Annotated in this window: 20 protein-coding genes and 1 riboswitch; of the genes, 9 read left to right on the top strand and 11 right to left on the bottom strand. The window is 70.5% G+C overall.

Annotated features, from left to right (window positions below):
* Positions 1–2: 2 nt before the first annotated feature.
* The 9 genes from AB7F93_RS09950 to AB7F93_RS09910 form a co-directional block, all read right to left on the bottom strand.
* Positions 3–860 (bottom strand): hypothetical protein, encoded by an 858-nt coding sequence (locus tag AB7F93_RS09950; RefSeq protein WP_428302752.1) that lies wholly within the window; start codon positions 858–860, stop codon positions 3–5.
* Positions 857–1723 (bottom strand): hypothetical protein, encoded by an 867-nt coding sequence (locus AB7F93_RS09945; protein WP_428302751.1) that lies wholly within the window; start codon positions 1721–1723, stop codon positions 857–859. The genes AB7F93_RS09950 and AB7F93_RS09945 overlap by 4 nt, the downstream gene beginning before the upstream one ends.
* Positions 1720–2712: a c(7)-type cytochrome triheme domain-containing protein gene (locus AB7F93_RS09940; protein ID WP_428302750.1), complete on the bottom strand. Its 993-nt coding sequence runs from the start codon at positions 2710–2712 to the stop codon at positions 1720–1722. Before AB7F93_RS09940 ends, AB7F93_RS09945 begins: the two co-directional genes overlap by 4 nt.
* 9 nt (positions 2713–2721) lie before the next feature.
* Positions 2722–3123, bottom strand: a complete 402-nt coding sequence (locus AB7F93_RS09935) for a c(7)-type cytochrome triheme domain-containing protein (protein ID WP_428302776.1) — start codon at positions 3121–3123, stop codon at positions 2722–2724.
* 61 nt (positions 3124–3184) lie between these two features.
* Complete coding sequence (locus tag AB7F93_RS09930; RefSeq protein ID WP_428302749.1) at positions 3185–5065, bottom strand: hypothetical protein; 1881 nt, start codon at positions 5063–5065, stop codon at positions 3185–3187.
* Between the two features lie 79 nt (positions 5066–5144).
* Positions 5145–6152, bottom strand: coding sequence for a peptidylprolyl isomerase (locus AB7F93_RS09925; RefSeq protein ID WP_428302748.1), 1008 nt, complete (start codon positions 6150–6152; stop codon positions 5145–5147).
* A gap of 12 nt (positions 6153–6164) precedes the next feature.
* Complete coding sequence (locus AB7F93_RS09920; RefSeq protein ID WP_428302747.1) at positions 6165–7148, bottom strand: cytochrome c3 family protein; 984 nt, start codon at positions 7146–7148, stop codon at positions 6165–6167.
* A 79-nt stretch (positions 7149–7227) separates the two neighbouring features.
* Complete coding sequence (locus AB7F93_RS09915) at positions 7228–8319, bottom strand: 6-bladed beta-propeller (RefSeq protein WP_428302746.1); 1092 nt, start codon at positions 8317–8319, stop codon at positions 7228–7230.
* Between the two features lie 13 nt (positions 8320–8332).
* A complete protein-coding gene (locus AB7F93_RS09910) occupies positions 8333–8644 on the bottom strand; it encodes a c-type cytochrome (protein WP_428302745.1) in 312 nt (103 codons plus the stop codon).
* A gap of 18 nt (positions 8645–8662) precedes the next feature.
* Between AB7F93_RS09910 and AB7F93_RS09905 the strand changes: the two genes are divergently transcribed.
* Together AB7F93_RS09905 and AB7F93_RS09900 are read left to right on the top strand one after the other, a co-directional pair.
* Positions 8663–9511: a c-type cytochrome gene (locus AB7F93_RS09905; protein WP_428302744.1), complete on the top strand. Its 849-nt coding sequence runs from the start codon at positions 8663–8665 to the stop codon at positions 9509–9511.
* Positions 9508–10464 (top strand): c-type cytochrome, encoded by a 957-nt coding sequence (locus AB7F93_RS09900; RefSeq protein ID WP_428302743.1) that lies wholly within the window; start codon positions 9508–9510, stop codon positions 10462–10464. The genes AB7F93_RS09905 and AB7F93_RS09900 overlap by 4 nt, the downstream gene beginning before the upstream one ends.
* A gap of 24 nt (positions 10465–10488) precedes the next feature.
* On the opposite strand, the gene AB7F93_RS09895 is transcribed toward AB7F93_RS09900, so the two are convergent.
* Together AB7F93_RS09895 and AB7F93_RS09890 are read right to left on the bottom strand one after the other, a co-directional pair.
* Entirely contained in the window at positions 10489–11067 is a 579-nt protein-coding gene (locus AB7F93_RS09895) for a TMEM165/GDT1 family protein (RefSeq protein WP_428302742.1), read from the bottom strand.
* Between the two features lie 2 nt (positions 11068–11069).
* Positions 11070–11244: riboswitch (yybP-ykoY riboswitch) on the bottom strand.
* A gap of 584 nt (positions 11245–11828) precedes the next feature.
* Entirely contained in the window at positions 11829–12824 is a 996-nt protein-coding gene (locus AB7F93_RS09890; protein WP_428302741.1) for a hypothetical protein, read from the bottom strand.
* A gap of 107 nt (positions 12825–12931) precedes the next feature.
* On the opposite strand from AB7F93_RS09890, the gene AB7F93_RS09885 reads away from it, so the two are divergent.
* The 7 genes from AB7F93_RS09885 (at position 12932) to AB7F93_RS09855 (ending at position 18714) form a co-directional block, all read left to right on the top strand.
* Positions 12932–13456 carry a winged helix-turn-helix domain-containing protein gene (locus AB7F93_RS09885; RefSeq protein WP_428302740.1) on the top strand — a complete coding sequence of 175 codons (525 nt, stop codon included), beginning with the start codon at positions 12932–12934 and terminating at the stop codon, positions 13454–13456.
* Positions 13356–13997, top strand: a complete 642-nt coding sequence (locus tag AB7F93_RS09880; RefSeq protein ID WP_428302739.1) for an IS630 family transposase — start codon at positions 13356–13358, stop codon at positions 13995–13997. Before AB7F93_RS09885 ends, AB7F93_RS09880 begins: the two co-directional genes overlap by 101 nt.
* Positions 13998–14160: 163 nt before the next feature.
* A complete protein-coding gene (locus AB7F93_RS09875) occupies positions 14161–14667 on the top strand; it encodes a hypothetical protein (protein WP_428302738.1) in 507 nt (168 codons plus the stop codon).
* Positions 14668–14701: 34 nt separating this feature from the next.
* A complete protein-coding gene (locus tag AB7F93_RS09870; protein WP_428302737.1) occupies positions 14702–15199 on the top strand; it encodes a hypothetical protein in 498 nt (165 codons plus the stop codon).
* Complete coding sequence (locus AB7F93_RS09865; RefSeq protein ID WP_428302736.1) at positions 15196–15861, top strand: hypothetical protein; 666 nt, start codon at positions 15196–15198, stop codon at positions 15859–15861. The genes AB7F93_RS09870 and AB7F93_RS09865 overlap by 4 nt, the downstream gene beginning before the upstream one ends.
* Before the next feature lie 49 nt (positions 15862–15910).
* A complete protein-coding gene (locus AB7F93_RS09860) occupies positions 15911–17374 on the top strand; it encodes a MotA/TolQ/ExbB proton channel family protein (RefSeq protein ID WP_428302735.1) in 1464 nt (487 codons plus the stop codon).
* The gene (locus AB7F93_RS09855; protein ID WP_428302734.1) at positions 17371–18714 is read left to right on the top strand and encodes a tetratricopeptide repeat protein; all 1344 of its coding nucleotides are present in this window, start codon (positions 17371–17373) and stop codon (positions 18712–18714) included. Before AB7F93_RS09860 ends, AB7F93_RS09855 begins: the two co-directional genes overlap by 4 nt.
* Positions 18715–18725 lie beyond the last annotated feature (11 nt).

Genomic DNA, 18725 nt, shown 5'->3' with positions numbered 1-18725 from the left:
GCTCAACCCGGGATGTAGAGGCCACCCGCGCGGATCGCGCGCACCAGCTCGCGTGTCGAGTCCTCCAGAAGCCTGATGGCGCCGGCGTGGTCGCCACGCTTCGCCTGCGCCTCGGCCTCGCCGCGCAGCTTCGCGGCCTGGTCGACCGGCCCCTGCATCGCCGCCGGCAGGGCCGCCTCCCTGCGATCGGCCAGCAGGACCCTGATCAGCATGCCGTGGGTGTCGTTGCGATCGATCTCGTACTCGTATTCCTCGCGCGGGCTGGCGAAGTGCAGCGAGCGCACCAGGGTGTCGCCGCGGCGCATCGTCTCGATCGACACACGGGCGGTGAGGTAGGCGCGGTCCAGCAGCGGACGGGCCTCGTCGATGCGGTCCTGCGCGGCGAGCTGCTGGGCCTGCCCGATCTGCTGCTCGATCGTGCGCGTGGCCTGCTGCGCCTCGCGCCCGGCGTTCTTCTCCTGCGTGATCCGCAGCTGCGCGGCGAGCAATGCACGAGCGCTGTCCAGCCGCGCCGCGAAGTCGCGTTTCGCCTTCTCGGCCGCCACCTGTTCGGGTTTGGCCAGGCGCGCGCCGGCCATCATCTCGCGCGCCGCCTCGTCGAGCAGCTGGCTGGCGCCGGCGGCGTCGCCGCGTGCGGCGGCGGCGGCCGCCTCGCGGTGGATCAGCCGCGCGTTGTCGCGCCGCTCGCGCGCTGGAGCCTCGCCGCTGGACTCGATCTGCTTCGCGGCAGACGACGATTCGATCAGCGTGGCAACCGACTGCAGCCTGCGCTCGACCTGGTCGAGCGCAGGGGCCGCGATTGCCGAGCCCATCGCAAGGCCGATCAGGCCGCAGCGCAGCCAGGTGGACAAGACGCTCATGGCGGATTCCCGGTCGACGGCGGCACGATCAGGCCGGCCGCCGCGAGCGCACGCTGCAGGTACAGCGTGGCGTTGCGGATGTGGGTCAGGGCCTCGTGGGTGGCGCCCTGTTCGAAGCGCTGCAGGGCCTGGGCGCGCAGCGTTCGGCCGGTGTCGGCATATCGTTCGACGAGCGCCAGCGCCTCGGGCCGCGGCTTCAGGTCGCGCAGGGCCAGCGGCACCAGCTCGGCATAGGCGTGCTGGCGCGACAGCTCCAGCTGGAACTCGTCGGCCGGCGTGGCCGGGCGCGGCGTGTAGTCCAGCGTTGCCTCGCCGAGCACGCGCGAAAGGCCCGCGAGCACCAGCCGCTCGGCCTGCGCCAGCCGCGGCTGCGCCTCGTCATAACGCTGGTCCTGCGCCAGCGTGCGCGCCTGGTCAAGCACACCGATGGCATCGATGAGCGACGGGCCGTCGTTGCCGGCGCGGGCGCGCCAGGATTCCAGCAGGCGTTCGACGCTGGCGATCTGCTGCTCGTGGCGCAGGCGCGCTGCGGCCTGGCGTGCCGGCGCGTTGGGGACCAGCCTGCGCGCCATGGAGAGGTGGCGCAGCGCCTCGTCGGCGGCCTGGCGCGCCGCAGCGTAGTCGCCGCGCGCGAGCAGGTCCTCGGCCAGCGACTGGTGCACACGGCCCTCGTCGAGATGCGCCAGGGCCTGCACGTGACCGCTGGCGACGATGCGCTGCGCTGCGGCGTGCTCGCCGAGCAGGCGCGCCGACAGCCGGATCTTCTGCTCGACCTGGGTGCGCAGCGTCTCGTCCTGCGCGAGCGTGGCCTGTGCGACGAGCAACAAGCCCGCCAGCGCCGCGCGCGCGCACGCATCGCTCATGGCCGGGTCTCTCCGGCCACGGCTGCGACGGCCTTCTTCTTCGAGTGGCACAGCCGGCACTCCGAGACCGGGAAGGCCACCTTGCCGTGACAGACACCGCACTTCTGCCCGAGCAGGATGGACGCCATGCTGATCTGGTTGGCCCCCTTCTGCGGCACGAAGATCGCCGGGTGGCAGTTCGAGCAGTCGAGCCACTCCGTGTGCTGCTTGTGGGGATAGACCACGTCCGGCATCGACCCCTTGACCTCGCGCACGATGTTCAGGTCCATCACCACCGCGGCGGCGGCCGGGTCGTTGCGGTCCCAGCGTGGCGCGATCGCCTTGCTGTCCAGCGCCTTGACCCAGTCGACGTGGTTGCCGGCCATGCTGCGCGGCAACGCCGCGAAGGCGGTGGCCGGCGGCTGCAACTGCAGCGTCATGTCGTTGGCCGGATCGTGGATGCCGGAGTCGACGGCCGGCCGGTTGATGCGGCCGAGCGGCTTGAGCAGCCGGTTGAAGGCGTTGACCTCTGCGCTGGCCGGCGGGCTCGGCGCGGCGCGTGCGGGGGCGATCACCGGCACGGCGGCGGGCGGGCTCGCCGGGGCCGGCGCCGTTGCCGGGGCAACGGGTCGGGAGGGCGGCACTTTTGGCGCTGGCGGTGGCGGTACCGGGGCCTTCGCCACGGTGGCCGGGGCAGCGGCCGCAAGCATGTATTGCACCACCGCGCGGATCTGCGCATCGGTCAGCTCGCCCCGCCCGCCCTTGGGCGGCATGCCCTTCGCGGTGCCGTTGACGGCGCTCCTGACCAGCGCGTCCAGGCCGGCCTTGGCGCGCGGTGCCCATTGCGCCGCGTCGCCGAACTTCGGCGCGCCGGCGATGCCCGTGCCGTGGCAGCCGGCACAGGTGGAGTCGTAGATCGCCTTGGCGGCGGCACGGTTCTGCGCGAAGCTGTCCACCGCGGTCCACAGCAGCGCGGCGGCGGCCAATGCGGCGAAGAAGAGGCGTCGCATCGCGGGCTCCTACTTCTTCGCTGCCGATGCCGCCGGTGCCGAGGCCGCCGCAGGGACGGCCGCGGACGCCGGCCCCAGCTTCTGCAGCGTGCTCTCGTGCACTTGCGTCGGCGTGCTGGGCAGCGCCGAGTGGCACAGGTTGCAGTTCTCGGCCGACCAGGCCAGCTCGCCGTTGTGGCAGGCGCCGCAGAACTGGCCGTCGATGATCTTCAGCATGTTGATCTGGTTGCCGCCGGCCTTGAACTGGAAACCCAGGTCGGCGTGGCAGACCTTGCAGCGAAAGCGCACGCGGTGGAACCAGTGCGGGAACACCACCGGCCGCATGCCGGCGGCGTCGGAGAAGTTGTTGATCACCACGTCGCCGTACTCGGCGTGCACCGCGGGCGGCACCGCGCCCCACAGCAGCAGCATGGCGAGCAGCGGCACGAACAGGTTTCGAACGACTCTCAAGGGGCTCTCCCAAGCATCCTGGTCAGAAGCGGCGCTGCACACGCAGGAACACGGCCAACACCACGCGACCCTCGACGCGTGCGATGCGCGCGGACAGGCGCGCATCGAGCCGGCCGATCGTGTAGTCGAGGCGGTTCTCCAGCGACTCGGTGACGCGCTCGCGCGGCGCATCGATGTCGCCGTCGGCGCGGCGCTCGAGCTGCGCGCTGTTCACCGACAGCAGCGCCGAGAAGCGCAGGCGCGGCACGCCGAAGGCGCGCTGGTGCTCGTAGCTCAGGGTGCCGCTGCCGTAGTGCTGCCAGCTCGCCTCGGCGCTGCTGCGCAGGCCGGTCAGCGCATCGAGCTGCTCGGTGTCGCTGCAGGTGGCCTGCAGCGTCAGGTGGCCGGACCAGCTCGCATGGCGATTGATCTGCGTGCGGCGGCTGAACTGGAGGTTGACCAGGCGGAAGCGCCCGTCCTCGTCGGCCTGCGTGCGCGATTCGCTCAAGGTGATGCCGGCGTAGCTCTGTGTCGTGCCGCTCGCCGACGATTGCCAGAACAGGCTGGCCGAGTGCGCGAGCGTGCGCGACGCAGTGGCCGTCTCCGAGTCCTTCAGCACGCCGAGGCTCTGCGTCGCGTTCAGCGAGATCGTCTCGCCCTCGCCGAGCACGATGCTGCGGACCACCCCATGATTCGCCTGCGTGGTCAGCGTGTGACGCAGCGCCGTGCCGCTGGCGCGGGTGGCGCCGATGCTCGTCCCGGCCGAGGGCAGCCAGCGCCAGTCGCCCAGCGGTACACCCTCGGACGTCCACTGCGCGCCCAGGTTGCCGGTGACGGCGCCGCTGCGCGGCGCAGAGTCGCTGTCGACCAGCGTGCCCGAACCGGCCGCGAAGACGCGCCAGGTGCGCGACAGTTCCTGCGTCAGGCCGAGCGACGCGTTCATCGAGCGCGCGCGCTGCGCGCCTTCTCCGCTGTCCACACCGGCATCGACCCAGCGTGCACTGCCCGTCACGTACAGCGGCGCGTCGGGCCGGTACAGCGGCTCGCCTTCGCGCGGGCGCCAGGTCGCGAAACTCGCGACCTGGCGGATGTCGGTGCCGAACTCGGGCAGCGTGCCGCTGCGTTGCTGCACGTCGTTCCAGCTCGCGAGCGTGTCGACGTGCAGCGTGCCGGCCGGCTGGAAGCTGTGGCGCAGGCTGAGCTGGCTGATGCGGCTGCGCTCGCCGGTGTCGCTGCGTTCATTGAGCGTCAGCGCCGCGCCGGCGTCGACGCTGTGCTCGCCGCGCTGCCACAGCGCGCTGGCGCGCAGCGCGGAGACACTGTCGTCGCTGCCATCCTCGGTGCTGAGCCGGCTGCGTTCGGCGACGAACTGGTAGCTCGAGTTGCCGTTCTCGGGCCGGTACGACTGCGTCAGGCTGAGCCGTTGCGAGCGGTAGTCGGTGCCCAGCGTATCGCCCTGCACGCGGCTGTCGCTGACGTCCGCCTGCAACTCGAAGGGGAAGCGGCTTTGCGGGAAGACCGCGAGACCGAAGCGGCCGGTGGTCGAGCCGCTGGTCGTGGTGACGCCCTCGCTGCCGGCACCGTCGCTGCGGTCGCGTGCGAGCAGCACGCCGACACCGGCGCGCACCTGCACGAACCACGGCTGCCACAGGTAGCTGGCGAACTCGACATCGCCGACCAGCGCGCCGTGGCGCGTGCGCAGGCCGTCCTCCAGGCGCAACCAGCGGCCGTCCAGCGCGACGCTGCCGCCGACATGCCAGGGCACGAACTCGAAGCGGAAGCCCCCGCCGTGGCGCAGCGGCTCGGCGGCCGCGACGGTGTCACCGGTCGGCGGGTCGGGTTCGACCGGGCCGGGCAGGAAGGCCGCCGCCTGCACGGCCCCGGCCCGCCACAGCAGCAGCGCGGCGGCCACCGGAGCCAGCACACGCGCGCGTCGGCGCCAGGGTTTCGGCGGGCCATGCACGCTGCAGGCTCCGGTGCACCGTGCGAGCCGCCACAGCGGCTCAGCCGGAGCGCGCCTTCTCGGCCGTGGTGCGCAGCGGCGCATAGTGGCTCTCGTCGATGCGGATCGTGGTGCCGCGGCGCAGTTCGGCGATCAGCGCCTTCCAGCGCGCCTCGCCCTCATCGCGCTGCTGCAGGTCGGCAGCACGGGCACGCACGTCCTCGAAGCGGCGCTGCAGCGCGGCCTTGCGCCCGTCCAGGCGCAGGATCGCGACGCCCTCGAGCAACTGCGCCGGCGCGGCCAGCTCGCCGGGTTTCAGCGCATCGACGATGCCGTGCACCGCCTCGGGCAGCATGCCGCGGTGCGTGTAGTCCATCTCGCCGCCGCGCGCAGCGGACTTGTCGCCCGAGTGCAGCTTCGCCAACGCGGCGAAGTCGGCGCCGGCGACGAGCTTCGCATGCAGCGACTTCGCCTCCGCCCATGCGCCGTTCCAGGCCGACTGCGGCGAACTCGGGTCGACGCGCAGCAGGATCACGCCGAGCTTCACCTGCTCGGGCTCGACGAACAGCTCCTTGTGCGTCTCGTAGTAGCCACGCGCCGCGGCCTCGCTCGGCGTGGCGACGCGCTTGACCGATTGCTGCAGCACATCGAGCAGGCTCTCGCTCTCGAGTTGCGGCACGACGGCGGCGAGCATCTTCTCGCGGTTCGCCGTCCAGTTCGCGCGGCCCTGGTACTGCCGGTCGTAGCCGGCCACCGTCGCAGCGATCTTCTCGCGGTCGGGCTGCAGGCCGCGGCGCTTCGCCTCGGCCAGCAGCAGCACGCGGTTGACCAGCTCGTCGCCGACCTCGCGCTGGAACAGCGCCAGCTCGGCTTCGGGCGGCTTCGCGTGGTAGTACTTCTTGCGCATCGCCACCGCCAGGGCGCGCTGGTAGTCGGCGGCGCTGAGCACCGTGTCGCCGACGGTGGCGAAGGGCCTGGCAGGCGGCGCCGGGTCGGCAGCCGGCGCCGCCAGCGCCGTGAAGGCCAGCGCTGCGGCGAACAGTCGGACAGCCACCGGCAGCGCCGTCATTGCCCGCTCCTGCTACTTCACGTGGCACGCGGTACAAACCGCGCTGGACGCGTTGGAGATGCGCAGGAAGGTCTCACCCGCGACGCGCCCCGTGCTCGTGGGTCCGGCCTGGCCGGTGGAGACGTGCGGATCGTGGCAGCTCGCGCATTCGACCATCGGCCCGAGGCCGCCAGCGGCGCGCACGTAGAGCGGCAAATCGGTGCGCTGCTTGCCGGCCCCGCCGGTGTCGACCCAGAAGACCTGGTTGCTGTTGATCGTCTGCGTCAGCGGCTGCACGAAGTCGCCGTCGTTGCAGGTGCCCGAGACGGCTGCGCCTGCGCCCGTCAGCCCGCCCCCGCAGTACTGGATGCCGATCGGGTGGTCGTTGGACAGATCGGTGCCGATCAGCGCGGCGCCGCTGGAGAGGCGCCCGGCGGCGTTGACGGTAGTCCCCGTCCAGGTGAAGGCCAGGCCGTCATTGCCGCCGCCATCGGTCAGCACGCCGCCCGAGCCCGGCGCATTGATGATGTTGTCCATCGCCTGCGTGCCGTCATGACACGAGAGGCAGGCCATCGAGATCGAACCGACCGCCGCCACGGTGCCGTCCAGCGAGGGTGTCTGCAGCGTGTCGTAGGTGGTGTAGGCGCCGCCGCCGGGGGGCGCGCCGGCCGTGCCGAGGCGCTTGTTCCACAAGGGCGCCGGCGCATTGACGTCACCGCCGTGCGGGGTATGGCAGAACACGCAGATCTCCGCGGTGTCGCTGGTCTGGTTGCGCCCCGCCGGGCCGGGCCCGGAGCCGAGGTTGTGCTTGGTGTCGGCGATGCCCGCCGACGCGCCGCCGCTGAAGCCGAGGACCAGTGCCGCGATCACCGCTGCGGACGCTGCCCCCCATCTCGGCCGACGCCATTGCCATGGCAATTTCATGTCGCCCCTCTCGATGGTTGGTTGAACAGAGGTCAAGCCCGACACTCCCCAATGCCCCGCATGACGATCCTGCTTCTGCAGCTTCTGTGCCATTCGTCACGGCCTTGATTTGCCGTGCTGGCGTGCCGATCGGCTCCAGCTTTCGGGAAGCGTCGTTCCCGGGATCGGGAACTCAAGGTGCGTCGGCGCGGCGCCCGAGATGGCCCGCCTGGGCGGCCAGCGCCGCGGGACGGAACACGTCGATGCGGCGGTACCACTGGTCGACGACGTACACGCGGCCATCCTCGTCGACCGCGATGCCCGAGGGCAGCATGTACTTGGCCGGACCGTCGCGCTCCGAACGGTCGCCGACGAACAGCAGCAGCTCGCCCTCGGGGTTGAAGACCTGGAAGTTGCCGAACGCAGTGTCGACCACGTAGACGTTGCCCTCCCGGTCGACCGCGATCTCCTTGGGCCGTGCGAACTGCCCGTACTGCTTGCCGACGCTGCCGAAGCTGTGCAGGTAGCGGCCCTCGTGGTCGAACACGACGACGCGGAAGTTGCCGCCGTCGACGACGTACAGCCGCCCGTCCTTGCCGATCGCCAGGTCGCGCGGCAGGTTGAACTCGCCCGGGCCGCTGCCGCGCTTGCCGATGTCCATCAGGTGCACGCCGCTCACCGCGTCGAACACGCGCACCTGGTGCCGCTCGGAACTCACGCCGCCGATGTCGACCGCATAGAGGCGCTGCCCGGTCGGATCGACGGTGACGCTCGAGAGGCGCGAGAACCACTGTTCTCCCCCGATGCGGCGCAGGAACTTGCGATCCGGTCCGTAGACGAACACCGCCTTCGAGCCGATGTCGGCCACGTAGAGCCGCCCGGCTGCGTCGACGTCCAGCCCGATCGGCTTGATCAGCTGACCCGCGCCTTCCTCGTCGCCGATGCGGTGCTGCTGGCCGCCCGGCACGTCGAACACGCGCACGAAGCGCGAGACGGTGTCGGAGACGAAGATGCGGCCCTGGAACACCGCCACCGCGTACGGCTTGGAGAGCAGTTCACCGGACACCTGCTCACCGGTGACGAGACGGCGCAACTCGCTCGCGGCCTCCGCCGGCAGTACGTCGGCACTGCCGCGGATGCTGCGCTCGAAGACGAAGCGCGGTTCGTCCGGCGCGCTCGGGAAGTAGAGGGTCTTCGGCGCCTGCGGCGTCGGCGGCGCCTGCGCGCAGGCGGCCAGCAACGCTGCCAGCAGCGCCGCCAGGACGCGGAGCGCGCGCGCGGCCATGGCCGACGTCAGCTCACTTGGCGGCCGATACCAGGTAGTCGATCGCGGCCTTGATGTCCTCGTCCTTCAGGTCGGCCGCGCCGGCCTTCGGCGGCATCACCCCCTTGCCCTTGATCACGCTCGCGAAGAGCGCGTCGCGGCCGGTGGCGATGCGCGGCGCCCAGGCCGCCTTGTCGCCGAGCTTCGGCGCGTTGGCCACGCCGCTGGCATGGCAGGCCACGCAGGTCTTGTCATAGACGGCCTTGCCGTCCGCGGCGCCGGCGGCCGGTGCGGCGGCAATGCCGAATATGAGAACGAGACTTCCCGCAATGGCGAATGCCTTCATGTCGATCTCCTCGTAGCGATGCTGCTGATCGGCGCCGTGCCGACCACTTCGACCGGGTTCGGCTGCAAACGATGTGCCACGTCGGATTCGCGTGGCAGAGAACTTGCAGAACAACGCATCGAGATGAGAGCGCTGTTTCTTGCACTGCTGTGTTGGCTCGCCGGCATCGCGCAGGCGGCCGACGAACGCGCGGCGCTGCTGTACCACAACTACTGTTCGGTCTGCCACGGCGACCGCGGCGATGGCCGCAGCCGCGCGACCGGTTCGCTCTCGACCGTGCCGCGCGACTTCACTTCCGTCGCGGCCAAGCAGGAGCTGACGCGCGAGCGCATCGTGCTGGCCATCACCCATGGCCGGCCGGGCACGGCGATGGTGGCCTGGAAGTCGCAGCTCGGCGAAGCCGATGTCGCGCGCCTCGCGGACTACCTGCTCGAACGCTTCGTGCACGCACCGGCTCCCGATCCGCACCGCCCCGTCGCGCCGGGCGCAGGAGTTTCCGGCTCGCGCGCCCACGGCGGCCGCGAGGCCGACGCCGCTTCCACTCCCGTGCCGGTCGACATGACGGCCGGCCTCCCCAACGGCCTGAAGGGAGACGCGCAGCGCGGGGGTGTTTTTTATCGGGCCAACTGCGCCACTTGCCACGGCGCGCGCGGCGACGGCAACGGTCCACGTGCCTACTTCATCCGCCCGCGGCCGCGCGACTTCACCGCAGCGGCCAGCCGCGCTCGCTTCAACCGCGTCGCGCTCTATGCCGCGGTCTCGGAGGGTCGCCTGGGCACCGAGATGCCCGCTTGGCGCCAGGTTGCGACGCCGCAGCAGATCGCCGACGTCAGCGAGTACGTGTTCCAGGCGTTCGTCGAGCGATGAAGCTGCTGCTCGCGCTGGCAGCTGCGCTGCTGCTGGCCGCCTGCGACCGGACACCGGCGCTGGACGAACACGAGCTCGGCCGGCGTGTCTACAACGCACGCTGCTACTTCTGCCACGGCTACTCGGGCGACGCGAAGACGCTGGCCGCGAGTTATCTGCTGCCACCGCCGCGCGACTTCACTGCCGCCCGCACATTGCGCGCTGCGCAGATCGTCGCCGCGCTGCGCGAAGGCCGGCCGGGCACCGCGATGAAGTCGTTCCGCAGCCTGCTCGACGAGCGCGAGATGCGTGCCGTGGCGGCCTTCGTCGAGCGCGAGTTCGTGCGCGAGGCGCGGCCGAACACGGCCTATCACACGGCCGCGAACGGCTGGCCAGACCACCAGCGCCATGCCGCGGCCTTCCCGTTCGCGCAGGGCCGCATCGCGCTGGACGCTGCGCCGGACTCGCTGGACGACGCGCAGCGCCGCGGCCGCAGCCTCTACCTCGCGGCGTGCATCTCCTGCCACGACCGCGGGCGCGTCGAGGACGCTGGCCCGGCGTGGAGCGCCCGGCCGCTGTCCTACCCGCGCATGGGCTTCGCCCCCGGTCAGGCGCCGGCGGTCGATGCGGTGTCCAGCGCCAGCGTCTATGCCAAGCACGATGTCGCGCCGCGCCTGGAAGGCCTGAGCGCAGCCGAACGCCGCGGCGAGGCGCTGTTCCAGGCCAACTGCGCCTTCTGCCACGGCGCCGACGGCACCGGCAAGAACTGGATCGGCCAGTTCATGGAGCCGAAGGCGCGGGACCTGACCGGGTTCGATGCGCAATCGATGCCACGCGAGCGCCTGCTGGACACAATCCGCGACGGCCTGCCCGGCACCTCGATGCCGGCGTGGAAGTCGGTGCTGTCGCGCGACGAGGTCGACGCGTTGGCAGCGTATGTCGTGCGGGCATTCTTTCGGCCCGAAAGCCGCTGATCGGTCGCTCGCAGCCGGCCCGTGTCAGAACCCGAATCCCGCGCCAGCACCGAGCAGCGTCGCCACGCCGAGCGCCGCGAAGATCGCCGAGGCCACCGCGTGCACCAGCCTCATGGGAATCCTGGTCGCCAGCTTGTCACCCGCATACACGGCCGGCACGTCGGCGATGAGCATGCCGAGCGTCGTGCCGATGACGACCAAGACGGGTGTCGAGTAGTGTGCGGCCATGGCCACGGTGGCCAGTTGTGTCTTGTCGCCCATCTCGGCGAGAAAGAAGGTGACCAGGGTTGCCCCGAAGACGCCGAAGCGCTGGGCGACCTTGGTCTCTTCCTCCTCGATCTCGTCGGGGATCATGGTCCAGATGGCCATGCCGATGAATGACAGGCCCAGTACCCAACGCAGGGCGCCCGGGCTGATGGTGGTCGTGATCCATGCTCCGAGCGCCCCTGCAAGGCCGTGGTTCACGACGGTGGCAGCAAGGATGCCGGCGACGATAGGCAAGGGCTTCTTGAAGCGTGCCGCGAGGATGAACGCGAGCAACTGGGTCTTGTCGCCGATTTCGGCGAGGGCGACCACGCCGGTTGAAACGAGAAGGGATTCCATCGAAGTTCCACGGCCGGACACCAGACGATTGACCACGACGCTTCCCCGGCCGATTCGGAGGCGACGTGGTCAAAGGTCTTGCCAAGCTTGGAACTGCTTACGCCATGACCTGCGGGTCAAGCGTGTTGACGTAAGCCTCTTCGGGGCGAAGAGCGACTACTCCCCAATGACCAGAGGATGATAGCCGAGGCATGCCCCCATCCTTGGCTGGCACGCCGTGCGCCGTCAGCCTACATCGGCTGTACTCTGAAACCGGTCAATGGCATGGCGATTTTCTGGCCGACTGGATGACAGCAACTGGCCGTCCTTGACCGCCGAGCGGGCGACGACCAACGGCGGCCATGCGATCCATAGCGGTCGGCGCCGGCTCGAACGACCGCTCAACGACGTACCGCTGCCTTTGGTCGCCAACACCTGGTCGGCGCTGGACGACCCAATCCTGCCTGTCGGATTTCTCCAAAGCTGCCCGACGCTCGGATCGACCTCTTGTGGGCTTCCCCTCCCCGAAGCAGCCGTTCGTGGCCACCGGGACCCGGCCACTTCCGGTCGCTCGAGCATCAAGAAACTCGCGCCGCCAACGGCCGTTCTCAAGGTACAGCGGACGTCGCTCGGCGACCGATCGCGGTGAGGCGTTCTCCGAAGCGGTCGTTCATTGTCCGATGCCAACCGACATCAATGGCCGTCCGCATGTCTGGTGGTCAAGGTCACGGCGATCGCATTCGTCGTGCCTGCGTTCGTGACCATGCGGAAGTACAGCGCGATCAGAACGCGTCGGCCAGTACCTGCAGTTCTTGTGGCGGCCGCGTGCGCGACACCAGGCGGACGTCGAGTCCGGCTTCGCGGACCAGGTTCAGGCCGCGCCCCATGGCAGCGTGAATCCAGGCGGGCTGATTGCCGAAAGCTCCTCCGCCCAAGCTCGTCAGAAAGACGGTAGCGCTGCCATGACTGGCACGGTTGATGACCGCGGCGAGCATCGTGGCTTCGTAGGCGGCTTCCAGCACCGGACGGGCGAATCTCATCCACTGGTGCGGCGGATAGCGCTGGTAGGCCACCGGCAGCGCAGAGCAGAACGCCTGCGAGACGCGACGGCCGGGTTCGGGAAGGTCCGTCACGTCGACCTGCCAGTGCAGGCCGATGCGCAGCTTCGCACGCAACTCGTCGACGGCCTGCTCATCGAGCGAGCCGAGTCGCTGGTCGATTTCGTCCAGGCCCGCCGCGGTGCACATCGCGTAGCCGTTGCGCATGGTCCACAGCCGACCGTCGTCGTTGCCCAGTGAGCCGCCGAGATCGGCCAGGCAATCGATCTGCCCATCGGCTCGCTGGCCGCGTGCATGGCCCATGGGCACCAGGTAGTTGCGATAGATCGTGGCTGCCCCTGCTGCCATGGCACAGACCGGCCCTTGAGTCCTGTCACCCTCGTAGCGCGTAATCCCGTGCTCCGGCGTCACGTCAGGGCCGACCATCTCGAGCAGGTTGAACTGGGAAGCCACCTGGAAGAGGGCGCCAGCGTGATGGGCCTCGCTGTGCAGGGAGCGCGCGTCGGCCACGACGCAGTTGACGCGGGTCCGTCCTCGGCCCGCTGCGTGACCAGCAGCGCGCTTGCGAAGCTGGGCCAAAGTGGGCGTCTCGAGCGTGCCGACGGACCATCGGATGTGGTCGCTGCGGTGATGCAGGAAACCGTCCCGCAGCACCAGCTGGCGCTGCGTCTCGTCGTAGCCGGCTTCCCTGAAGCCTGTGATCTTCTCGAACCAGTCCACGTCGGTTGAGGGCGGTGGGTCAGTCGGGCCAGGACAGTCTGCCTGATACCAAGTTGCGTTCAATAGATTAGATATAGTATCGGTCCACGGACTTCAAGGAGCCGTGGATGAAGAGTCTGATCGTGGGCGACAAGCCCACCGTGGAGCGGTTAGCCGAGAGGCTGAAGAAGGCCGATAGCCACTCGGAGTACCAGCGCATCCAATGCGTGCTGATCCGGGCCACGCTGGGCAGCTCGGCGGCGGAGATCGCGCAGTTGCTCGGCTGGTCCACGGCCACGGTGCACGTGATGCACTCGCGCTGGGCCAAGGAGGGTGAGGCCATCTTCGAGGTGGGCGGCCGCGGCGGCAGACGGCACCAGCACCTCACGCAGGAGCAGGAGAAGGTGCTGCTGGCGCCGTTCGTCGAGCGCGCAGAGGCTGGCGGCATGCTCACCGTGGCCGACATCCAGCAGGCCTACCGGGAGCGAACCGGCAAGGCAGTAGCTCGCTCGACGGTGTATCGGCTGCTGGAGAGGCACGGCTGGCGCAAGGTTGTGCCGCGTCCCAGACACCCGAAGGCGGACGTCGCGGCGCAGGCCGCCTTTAAAAAAACTTCGCCGCGCGGTACGCCAAGAGGTCTCGCGCCAGGCTGAGCAGGGCCGCCGGGTGCGGCTGATGTTCCAGGACGAAGGTCGCTTCGGGTTGCTGGGTACGCCGCGGCGCTGCTGGGCACCAAGGGGAATGCGCCCGGTGGTCGGTGCGCGGCTGCAGCGCAAGTACCTCTATGCCTTCAGCGCCGTCAGCCCGCACGACGGCGTGATGGACAGCCTCGTACTGCCCTGGGTCGACGCCCAGATGATGTCGATGTTCCTCGACGAGGTCGCCCAGCGTCACGCCGACGAGTTCGTCTTCATGGTTATGGACCAGGCGGGCTGGCACATTGCCGGTGAACTCACCGTGCCACCCAACATGCGGCTGATGTTCCTGCCGCCCTACAGCCCGGAGCTCAACCCTGCCGAGCACCTGTGGGAGGCCATGCGTGAGGACTGCTTCGCAAACCATGTCTTCGCCGACCTCGACTCGGTCGAGCGCGCCCTGACCGCTGGCATCGTCACCCTCGAAGCTGACCCAATGCGAACCCAGTCAATGACCGGATTCAATTGGATTACTTCTATATCTTTGAACGCAACTTAGTATGATTCCTGCTCCACGCCGAGTCGGCGTCCGCAGCGACCTCCCGGCACGGGCCGCCCGAACCTTGTTTTTGCCGGCTTTCCGGATATCTCGCCGGGGTCGGCCGCGGCACGATGGCTCCATCGCCAGCCCGCGGCACCGCCGCCCTACCAAGGAGCAAATCATGGATCCGATCAAGCGCCTGCAGATCCCGTTGTCGACCATCCAAGCCGGCGTCATGCCGGCCGGGGCCACGGGCGTCGAGACTGCCGCGGGCCGCCAGGCCGATGCGCCGGCCGATTGGCTCACGTTCTATACGAGGCTGCTCGAGCTGGAAGGCTACAAGCCCAGCGCGGATGCCGACGGCAACCTGCGCATCGAGCACGAGCGTTGGCTGATCTGCCTGTGTCGCGACGCCCGCGACCCCGAGTACTTCCGCCTTCTGCTGCCGAACTTCTGGCCGGTGGAGAACGATGCCGAACGTGCCCGGGCCGAACGGGCTGCCGATCGAGTCAACCGCCAGATCAAGGTGGCCAAGGTGTACAGCGGATCGGGCCGCTCGATGTGGGTGGCGGTGGAGCTGTTCATCGCCGAGCCGGGCTATGCCGCCCCGATCCTGATGCGCTGCATCCGCCTGCTGCCGGAGGCCGCCATGCTGTTCCGCGCCGTGATGACCACGCTCGACAACTGAGCGCGGCGCCCGGCGACGACACCGAGAGGCTCCCATGCACCGCCGCGCCAGCCCCGGGTCGCAGGACCACTTCGACCTCTTCCCCTACATCGCCATCCTGATGAGCCTTCTGGGCGCACTGCTGACGGCGACCCTGGGCATGGCGTCCCTGAGCCTCGGGCCGGGGGTCGCCGAGACCTGGGACATGGCCGCGCGCGACGGCACCGCGAGCAAGGCGCCGGTGCTCGTCGAATGGGACGGCAGCGCGCTGACCGTGCACGAGGGCGCGCAGCGTCGGCGCGTGCCCTGGCTCGACGACCAGGCCGCGGCGGCGGGCGGCATGCGTCCGCGCAGCGCCGCCATGCAGCGGCTGCTGGCCGAATTCGGGCAGCGCAGCGCGACAGGCTACGTGCTGTTCGCGGTGCGGCCGAGCGGATTCGCGACGCTGCCGCGCCTCACCGACGACTTTCGTGCCGCGCACATCGACATCGGCTACGAGCCGGTCGGGCAGGAGCGCGGCGTGCAACTGCTCTCCGCCGGGGAACATCCATGAAGAACGTTCGCCGTCGCACCGCACCCGGCCAGTCGATGGTGCCGTTGGCCGACATGCTGACCAACACGCTGGGCATCGTCATCTTCGTCATGATCTTCACGGTGCTCGCCGCAGGGGGGGCGACGGTGCTCAAGCGCCTGCCGATGGAACATCGCACCGCTGCGCGCCCGCTGCACTTCGCCTGCACGGCCGGCCGCCTGTACCACGTCGACACGACGCTCATCGACAAGCTGCTCGAGGGTGTGGCGCCGGCGAGGTCGATCACCGAGTTCGAGGCCTGGAGCAGGCCTCTGGACGGCCGCACGGCCAGCGGGCGCGACGTGTCGGCCACCTTGCGCGCGGGGCTCGAGCAGCTGAAGTCCGGCCGCCTGAACCTCAGCCGCGCGCGGGCGGTCGTCGAGTTCAGGCTCCTCGAGGGGGCGGGCGAACCGGCCGCCGCGGCCGCCACGCCGGGGTCGAGATTCTCCACGGCGCTCGCGGCCCACGACTCGAGCAAGACCTTCATCCACTTCTTCGTCATGCCCGACGGCATCGAGGCCTTCCAGCAGGCGCGCGGTGTCGCGGTGCAGCGCGGCTACCAGACAGGCTGGATCCCGCACACGAACCCCGCCGGCATCGGCTTCACCTTGCTCGGCAGCGGTCGCCTGCCGACCGCCCAGTGAGCCGGGTGCCGTCGAACCCGCCGATCACGCTCACCCACCGGAGAACCCCATGGAACTGAAGACCGCCACCACCGCCCCGGGCCGATCTGCAGCGCCAGCCGCCGCAGACGCCTTGCCTGCCCTTCGCGGCGTCGCCGGGTGGCCCGCCTGGCGCATCGAGACGGCTTGCGGCGTGGCCGGCGCCGTCCTCGCCGGCGCCGCCGCAGGGCTGCTGTACAGGCTCGCCGAGCCCGGCCAGGCACTGCATCGGATGTTCGATCCGAGCCGCGCCGAGACGCTGGTTCCCTGGGCGATCCTCGCGTCGTTCTTCTACGGCACGCTGTATCTCGTGCATCGGGCGCAGCGCCTGGTGGCGCTGCGCAAGGTGGCGCACCGGGGCGCCGCCGTGGCCCTGGTCGACGCGCTCGGCCGGCGCGGCGCGGCCGCACTGTGCGCGCACCTGGAAGCTTCACCGTGCACCGGCAATCCGCTGTGGCGCCGCGCGCTGGCGGTGCTGCGCCAGTGGCAGCTGCAGCCCGGCCTGGCCGAAGCCGAGCTCGCGCTCGACCACCAGGTGCAGGCCGACCAGGACACGCTGCACCGCGCGCATGCTGCGCTGGGCACGATCGTCTGGGCCCTGCCGGTCCTGGGGCTGATCGGCACCGTGCTCGGCATCGCCAACGCGGTGGACGGCTTTTCCGGGTTCCTGTCCGGCGACATCGACGACATCCGCTCGATCAAGAAGAGCCTGGTTGCCGTCACCGGCGGGCTGTCGTTCGCCTTCCTGCTCACCCTGGTCGGCCTCGTGACCTCCCTGCTCCTGATGTTCCACAACGCTGCCGTGCAGTCACGCGAGGAACGCTTTCTGGACGAACTGCAGGACTGGCTGTGCGACCTGCTGCTGCCTGCGCTGCAGCGCGCGCAGCCTGCCGCGGCGGCACCGCAGGCCGACGCATCCCACGCCCTGGCGGCGCTGGGCGAGCAGTGGCGCGCCGAGCTGGCGCGAGGCAGCGATCTGATGATCGAAGCCTTTGCGCGCGAGCTTGCCGCCGAGCGGGGCGCAGTGGCCAAGGCCACGACCGAGACGGTCTCCGGGCTGCTGGAATCGACCCGCGCCGCCGGCGCGGGGCTGCAGCAGGCCGCCCAGCTCACGCGCGAGCTGGTGGATGCCGTCCGCGCGGGCGTGGCGCTGGACCGAGAGGCGTTGGATGCGATCCGCGCCACGCAGCTCGGGCCGGCGCTGCTTCAGGTGGCCGAGCAGGTACGCGTGCAGCGCGAGCAGGCGCTGCAGGCCGAGCAGACATTCGCCGCGTTGACGCAGGCCACCCGCGTGCTGGCCGATTGCCATGCGGGCGTGCAGAGCGGCATCCGTGCTCTCGACGGCATGCAGCTTCCCGGCGCGCTGGGCGATCTCGGCGCTGCGCTGGGGCGCCTGCGTCCGGTGCTCGAGCAGTTCCAGCGGCCGTTCCTGCTGACGGCGGTGCCGGTGTCGGGCCAGCTGCAGGCGGCGGCCGTGGCGGGAGCAGGATCATGAGCCGCCGTTGCCGCGTGCCCGTCCTGCTTGCTGCCCTCGCCGCCGTGCTGTCGGCGAGCGCCGCGGCGGATCCGGGCCCCGATGCGGCCCTGGACGAGGCCGTGCTGCAGCGCGACTGGCCCGCCGTCGCGGCGCGTGCCACCGGTGACGGTCCGGCGGCGCGCATGTTGCGCGGCCATGCCTACCTGGCGCTGAACCGCAACGACGAATCCGTGTGCCTGTTCGCCGGCCTGGATCCGGATGCCGGGGGTGAATGGGCGCGCTGGACCCGAGCCTTCCTGTCCCGCCATCCCGGCGCGCCCATGGCGCACTACCTGCGCGGCGACGCACTGGCGCGCCAGGGTGAGATGGAACAGGCGATCGCGCAGTTCGGCTGGGGTCTGGTGCCGGGCCGCGGCGATGCGCTGCTGCTCAACGCCCGGGGCGTGGCGCAGGCGGTCGCGAAGAACTGGTCGGCTGCCACGGTCGATCTCGACGCCGCGCACGGCCTGGCCGACGCGTTGGCCAACCAGGGCGTCGTCGCGCTGCTGCAAGGCCAGGCCGCGACGCGCGCCGTCGAGCGCTTCGACCGTGCCTTGGCCGAAGCCCCGCGCTTCACGCTCGCCCGCAGCGGCCGTGCCATCGCGCAACTGGCCCTCGGGCAGATCGGCGCGGCCCAGTCCGACGCTGCAGCCGCGATCGGTGCCGGGGCCTGTCTGCCGGAATTGATCGGGCGAGCGGTGGAACGCGCAGTGGCCGAGTTCGATGCGCGGCAGCGGCGGCCGACATCCGACGAGGACGAAGCCCCGGGCGTGTCGATGGTGGCCAGCCTGGAGGCGATCAAGAAGGGTCGCATGGGCGGGGTCGACCGGCTTGCGCGCATCGTGGGCGACAACCCCGCGCTGGCCCCCATGGTCGCGCGCGAGTTGCAGCGCATCGCCGTGGCCGATCCGGATCTGGGCCGGCGCGTGCGCAACCGCCTGGAACTCGGGCGCGACGTGCTCGGGCCGACGGGGCCGGTCCGCGCCGTGGTCGACCTCTTCAAGGGTGTTTCCGTCAGTGCCGGGCTGCAGGGCAGCCCGTCGACCAAGCCGCCCCCCGGCCGCACGGCCACGAGCGCGCACGCGGGCGTCTCGGTGTCGTTCGCCGATTTCTCCAAGGACGTCCAGGGCTGGGTCGGCCGCGCTCACGCCGGCTATCAGCTGCTGGCGCCCAAGCCCACGCGTCCCGGCGTGTGGCCCGAAGGTCGGATCGGCGGTGCCAGTTCGAATGCCGCCGCTGCCCGCTGGGACCTGGGCGACGGCCCGGCCGTGGCGGAGTTCGGCCTGCTCTACCGCGCGCAGGCGCTGCCGGCGCGCTGACGCGAGCGGCC

This window comes from Immundisolibacter sp. (assembly GCF_050250495.1).
Classification (GTDB): Bacteria; Pseudomonadota; Gammaproteobacteria; order Immundisolibacterales; family Immundisolibacteraceae; genus Immundisolibacter.
Note: the sequence above shows the minus strand (reverse complement) of the source record. Positions and strands in the feature narration are given on the sequence as shown.

Bases quoted from the DNA above. Each gene is read 5' to 3' on its own strand.
- AB7F93_RS09950 (WP_428302752.1), bottom strand. From the start codon at position 860: ATGAGCGTCTTGTCCACCTGGCTGCGCTGCGGCCTGATCGGCCTTGCG.
- AB7F93_RS09945 (WP_428302751.1), bottom strand. From the start codon at position 1,723: ATGAGCGATGCGTGCGCGCGCGCGGCGCTGGCGGGCTTGTTGCTCGTC.
- AB7F93_RS09940 (WP_428302750.1), bottom strand. From the start codon at position 2,712: ATGCGACGCCTCTTCTTCGCCGCATTGGCCGCCGCCGCGCTGCTGTGG.
- AB7F93_RS09935 (WP_428302776.1), bottom strand. From the start codon at position 3,123: ATGCTGCTGCTGTGGGGCGCGGTGCCGCCCGCGGTGCACGCCGAGTAC.
- AB7F93_RS09925 (WP_428302748.1), bottom strand. From the start codon at position 6,152: ATGACGGCGCTGCCGGTGGCTGTCCGACTGTTCGCCGCAGCGCTGGCC.
- AB7F93_RS09920 (WP_428302747.1), bottom strand. From the start codon at position 7,148: ATGGCACAGAAGCTGCAGAAGCAGGATCGTCATGCGGGGCATTGGGGA.
- AB7F93_RS09915 (WP_428302746.1), bottom strand. From the start codon at position 8,319: ATGGCCGCGCGCGCGCTCCGCGTCCTGGCGGCGCTGCTGGCAGCGTTG.
- AB7F93_RS09910 (WP_428302745.1), bottom strand. From the start codon at position 8,644: ATGAAGGCATTCGCCATTGCGGGAAGTCTCGTTCTCATATTCGGCATT.
- AB7F93_RS09905 (WP_428302744.1), top strand. From the start codon at position 8,663: ATGCTGCTGATCGGCGCCGTGCCGACCACTTCGACCGGGTTCGGCTGC.
- AB7F93_RS09900 (WP_428302743.1), top strand. From the start codon at position 9,508: ATGAAGCTGCTGCTCGCGCTGGCAGCTGCGCTGCTGCTGGCCGCCTGC.
- AB7F93_RS09895 (WP_428302742.1), bottom strand. From the start codon at position 11,067: ATGGAATCCCTTCTCGTTTCAACCGGCGTGGTCGCCCTCGCCGAAATC.
- AB7F93_RS09885 (WP_428302740.1), top strand. From the start codon at position 12,932: ATGAAGAGTCTGATCGTGGGCGACAAGCCCACCGTGGAGCGGTTAGCC.
- AB7F93_RS09875 (WP_428302738.1), top strand. From the start codon at position 14,161: ATGGATCCGATCAAGCGCCTGCAGATCCCGTTGTCGACCATCCAAGCC.
- AB7F93_RS09870 (WP_428302737.1), top strand. From the start codon at position 14,702: ATGCACCGCCGCGCCAGCCCCGGGTCGCAGGACCACTTCGACCTCTTC.
- AB7F93_RS09865 (WP_428302736.1), top strand. From the start codon at position 15,196: ATGAAGAACGTTCGCCGTCGCACCGCACCCGGCCAGTCGATGGTGCCG.
- AB7F93_RS09860 (WP_428302735.1), top strand. From the start codon at position 15,911: ATGGAACTGAAGACCGCCACCACCGCCCCGGGCCGATCTGCAGCGCCA.
- AB7F93_RS09855 (WP_428302734.1), top strand. From the start codon at position 17,371: ATGAGCCGCCGTTGCCGCGTGCCCGTCCTGCTTGCTGCCCTCGCCGCC.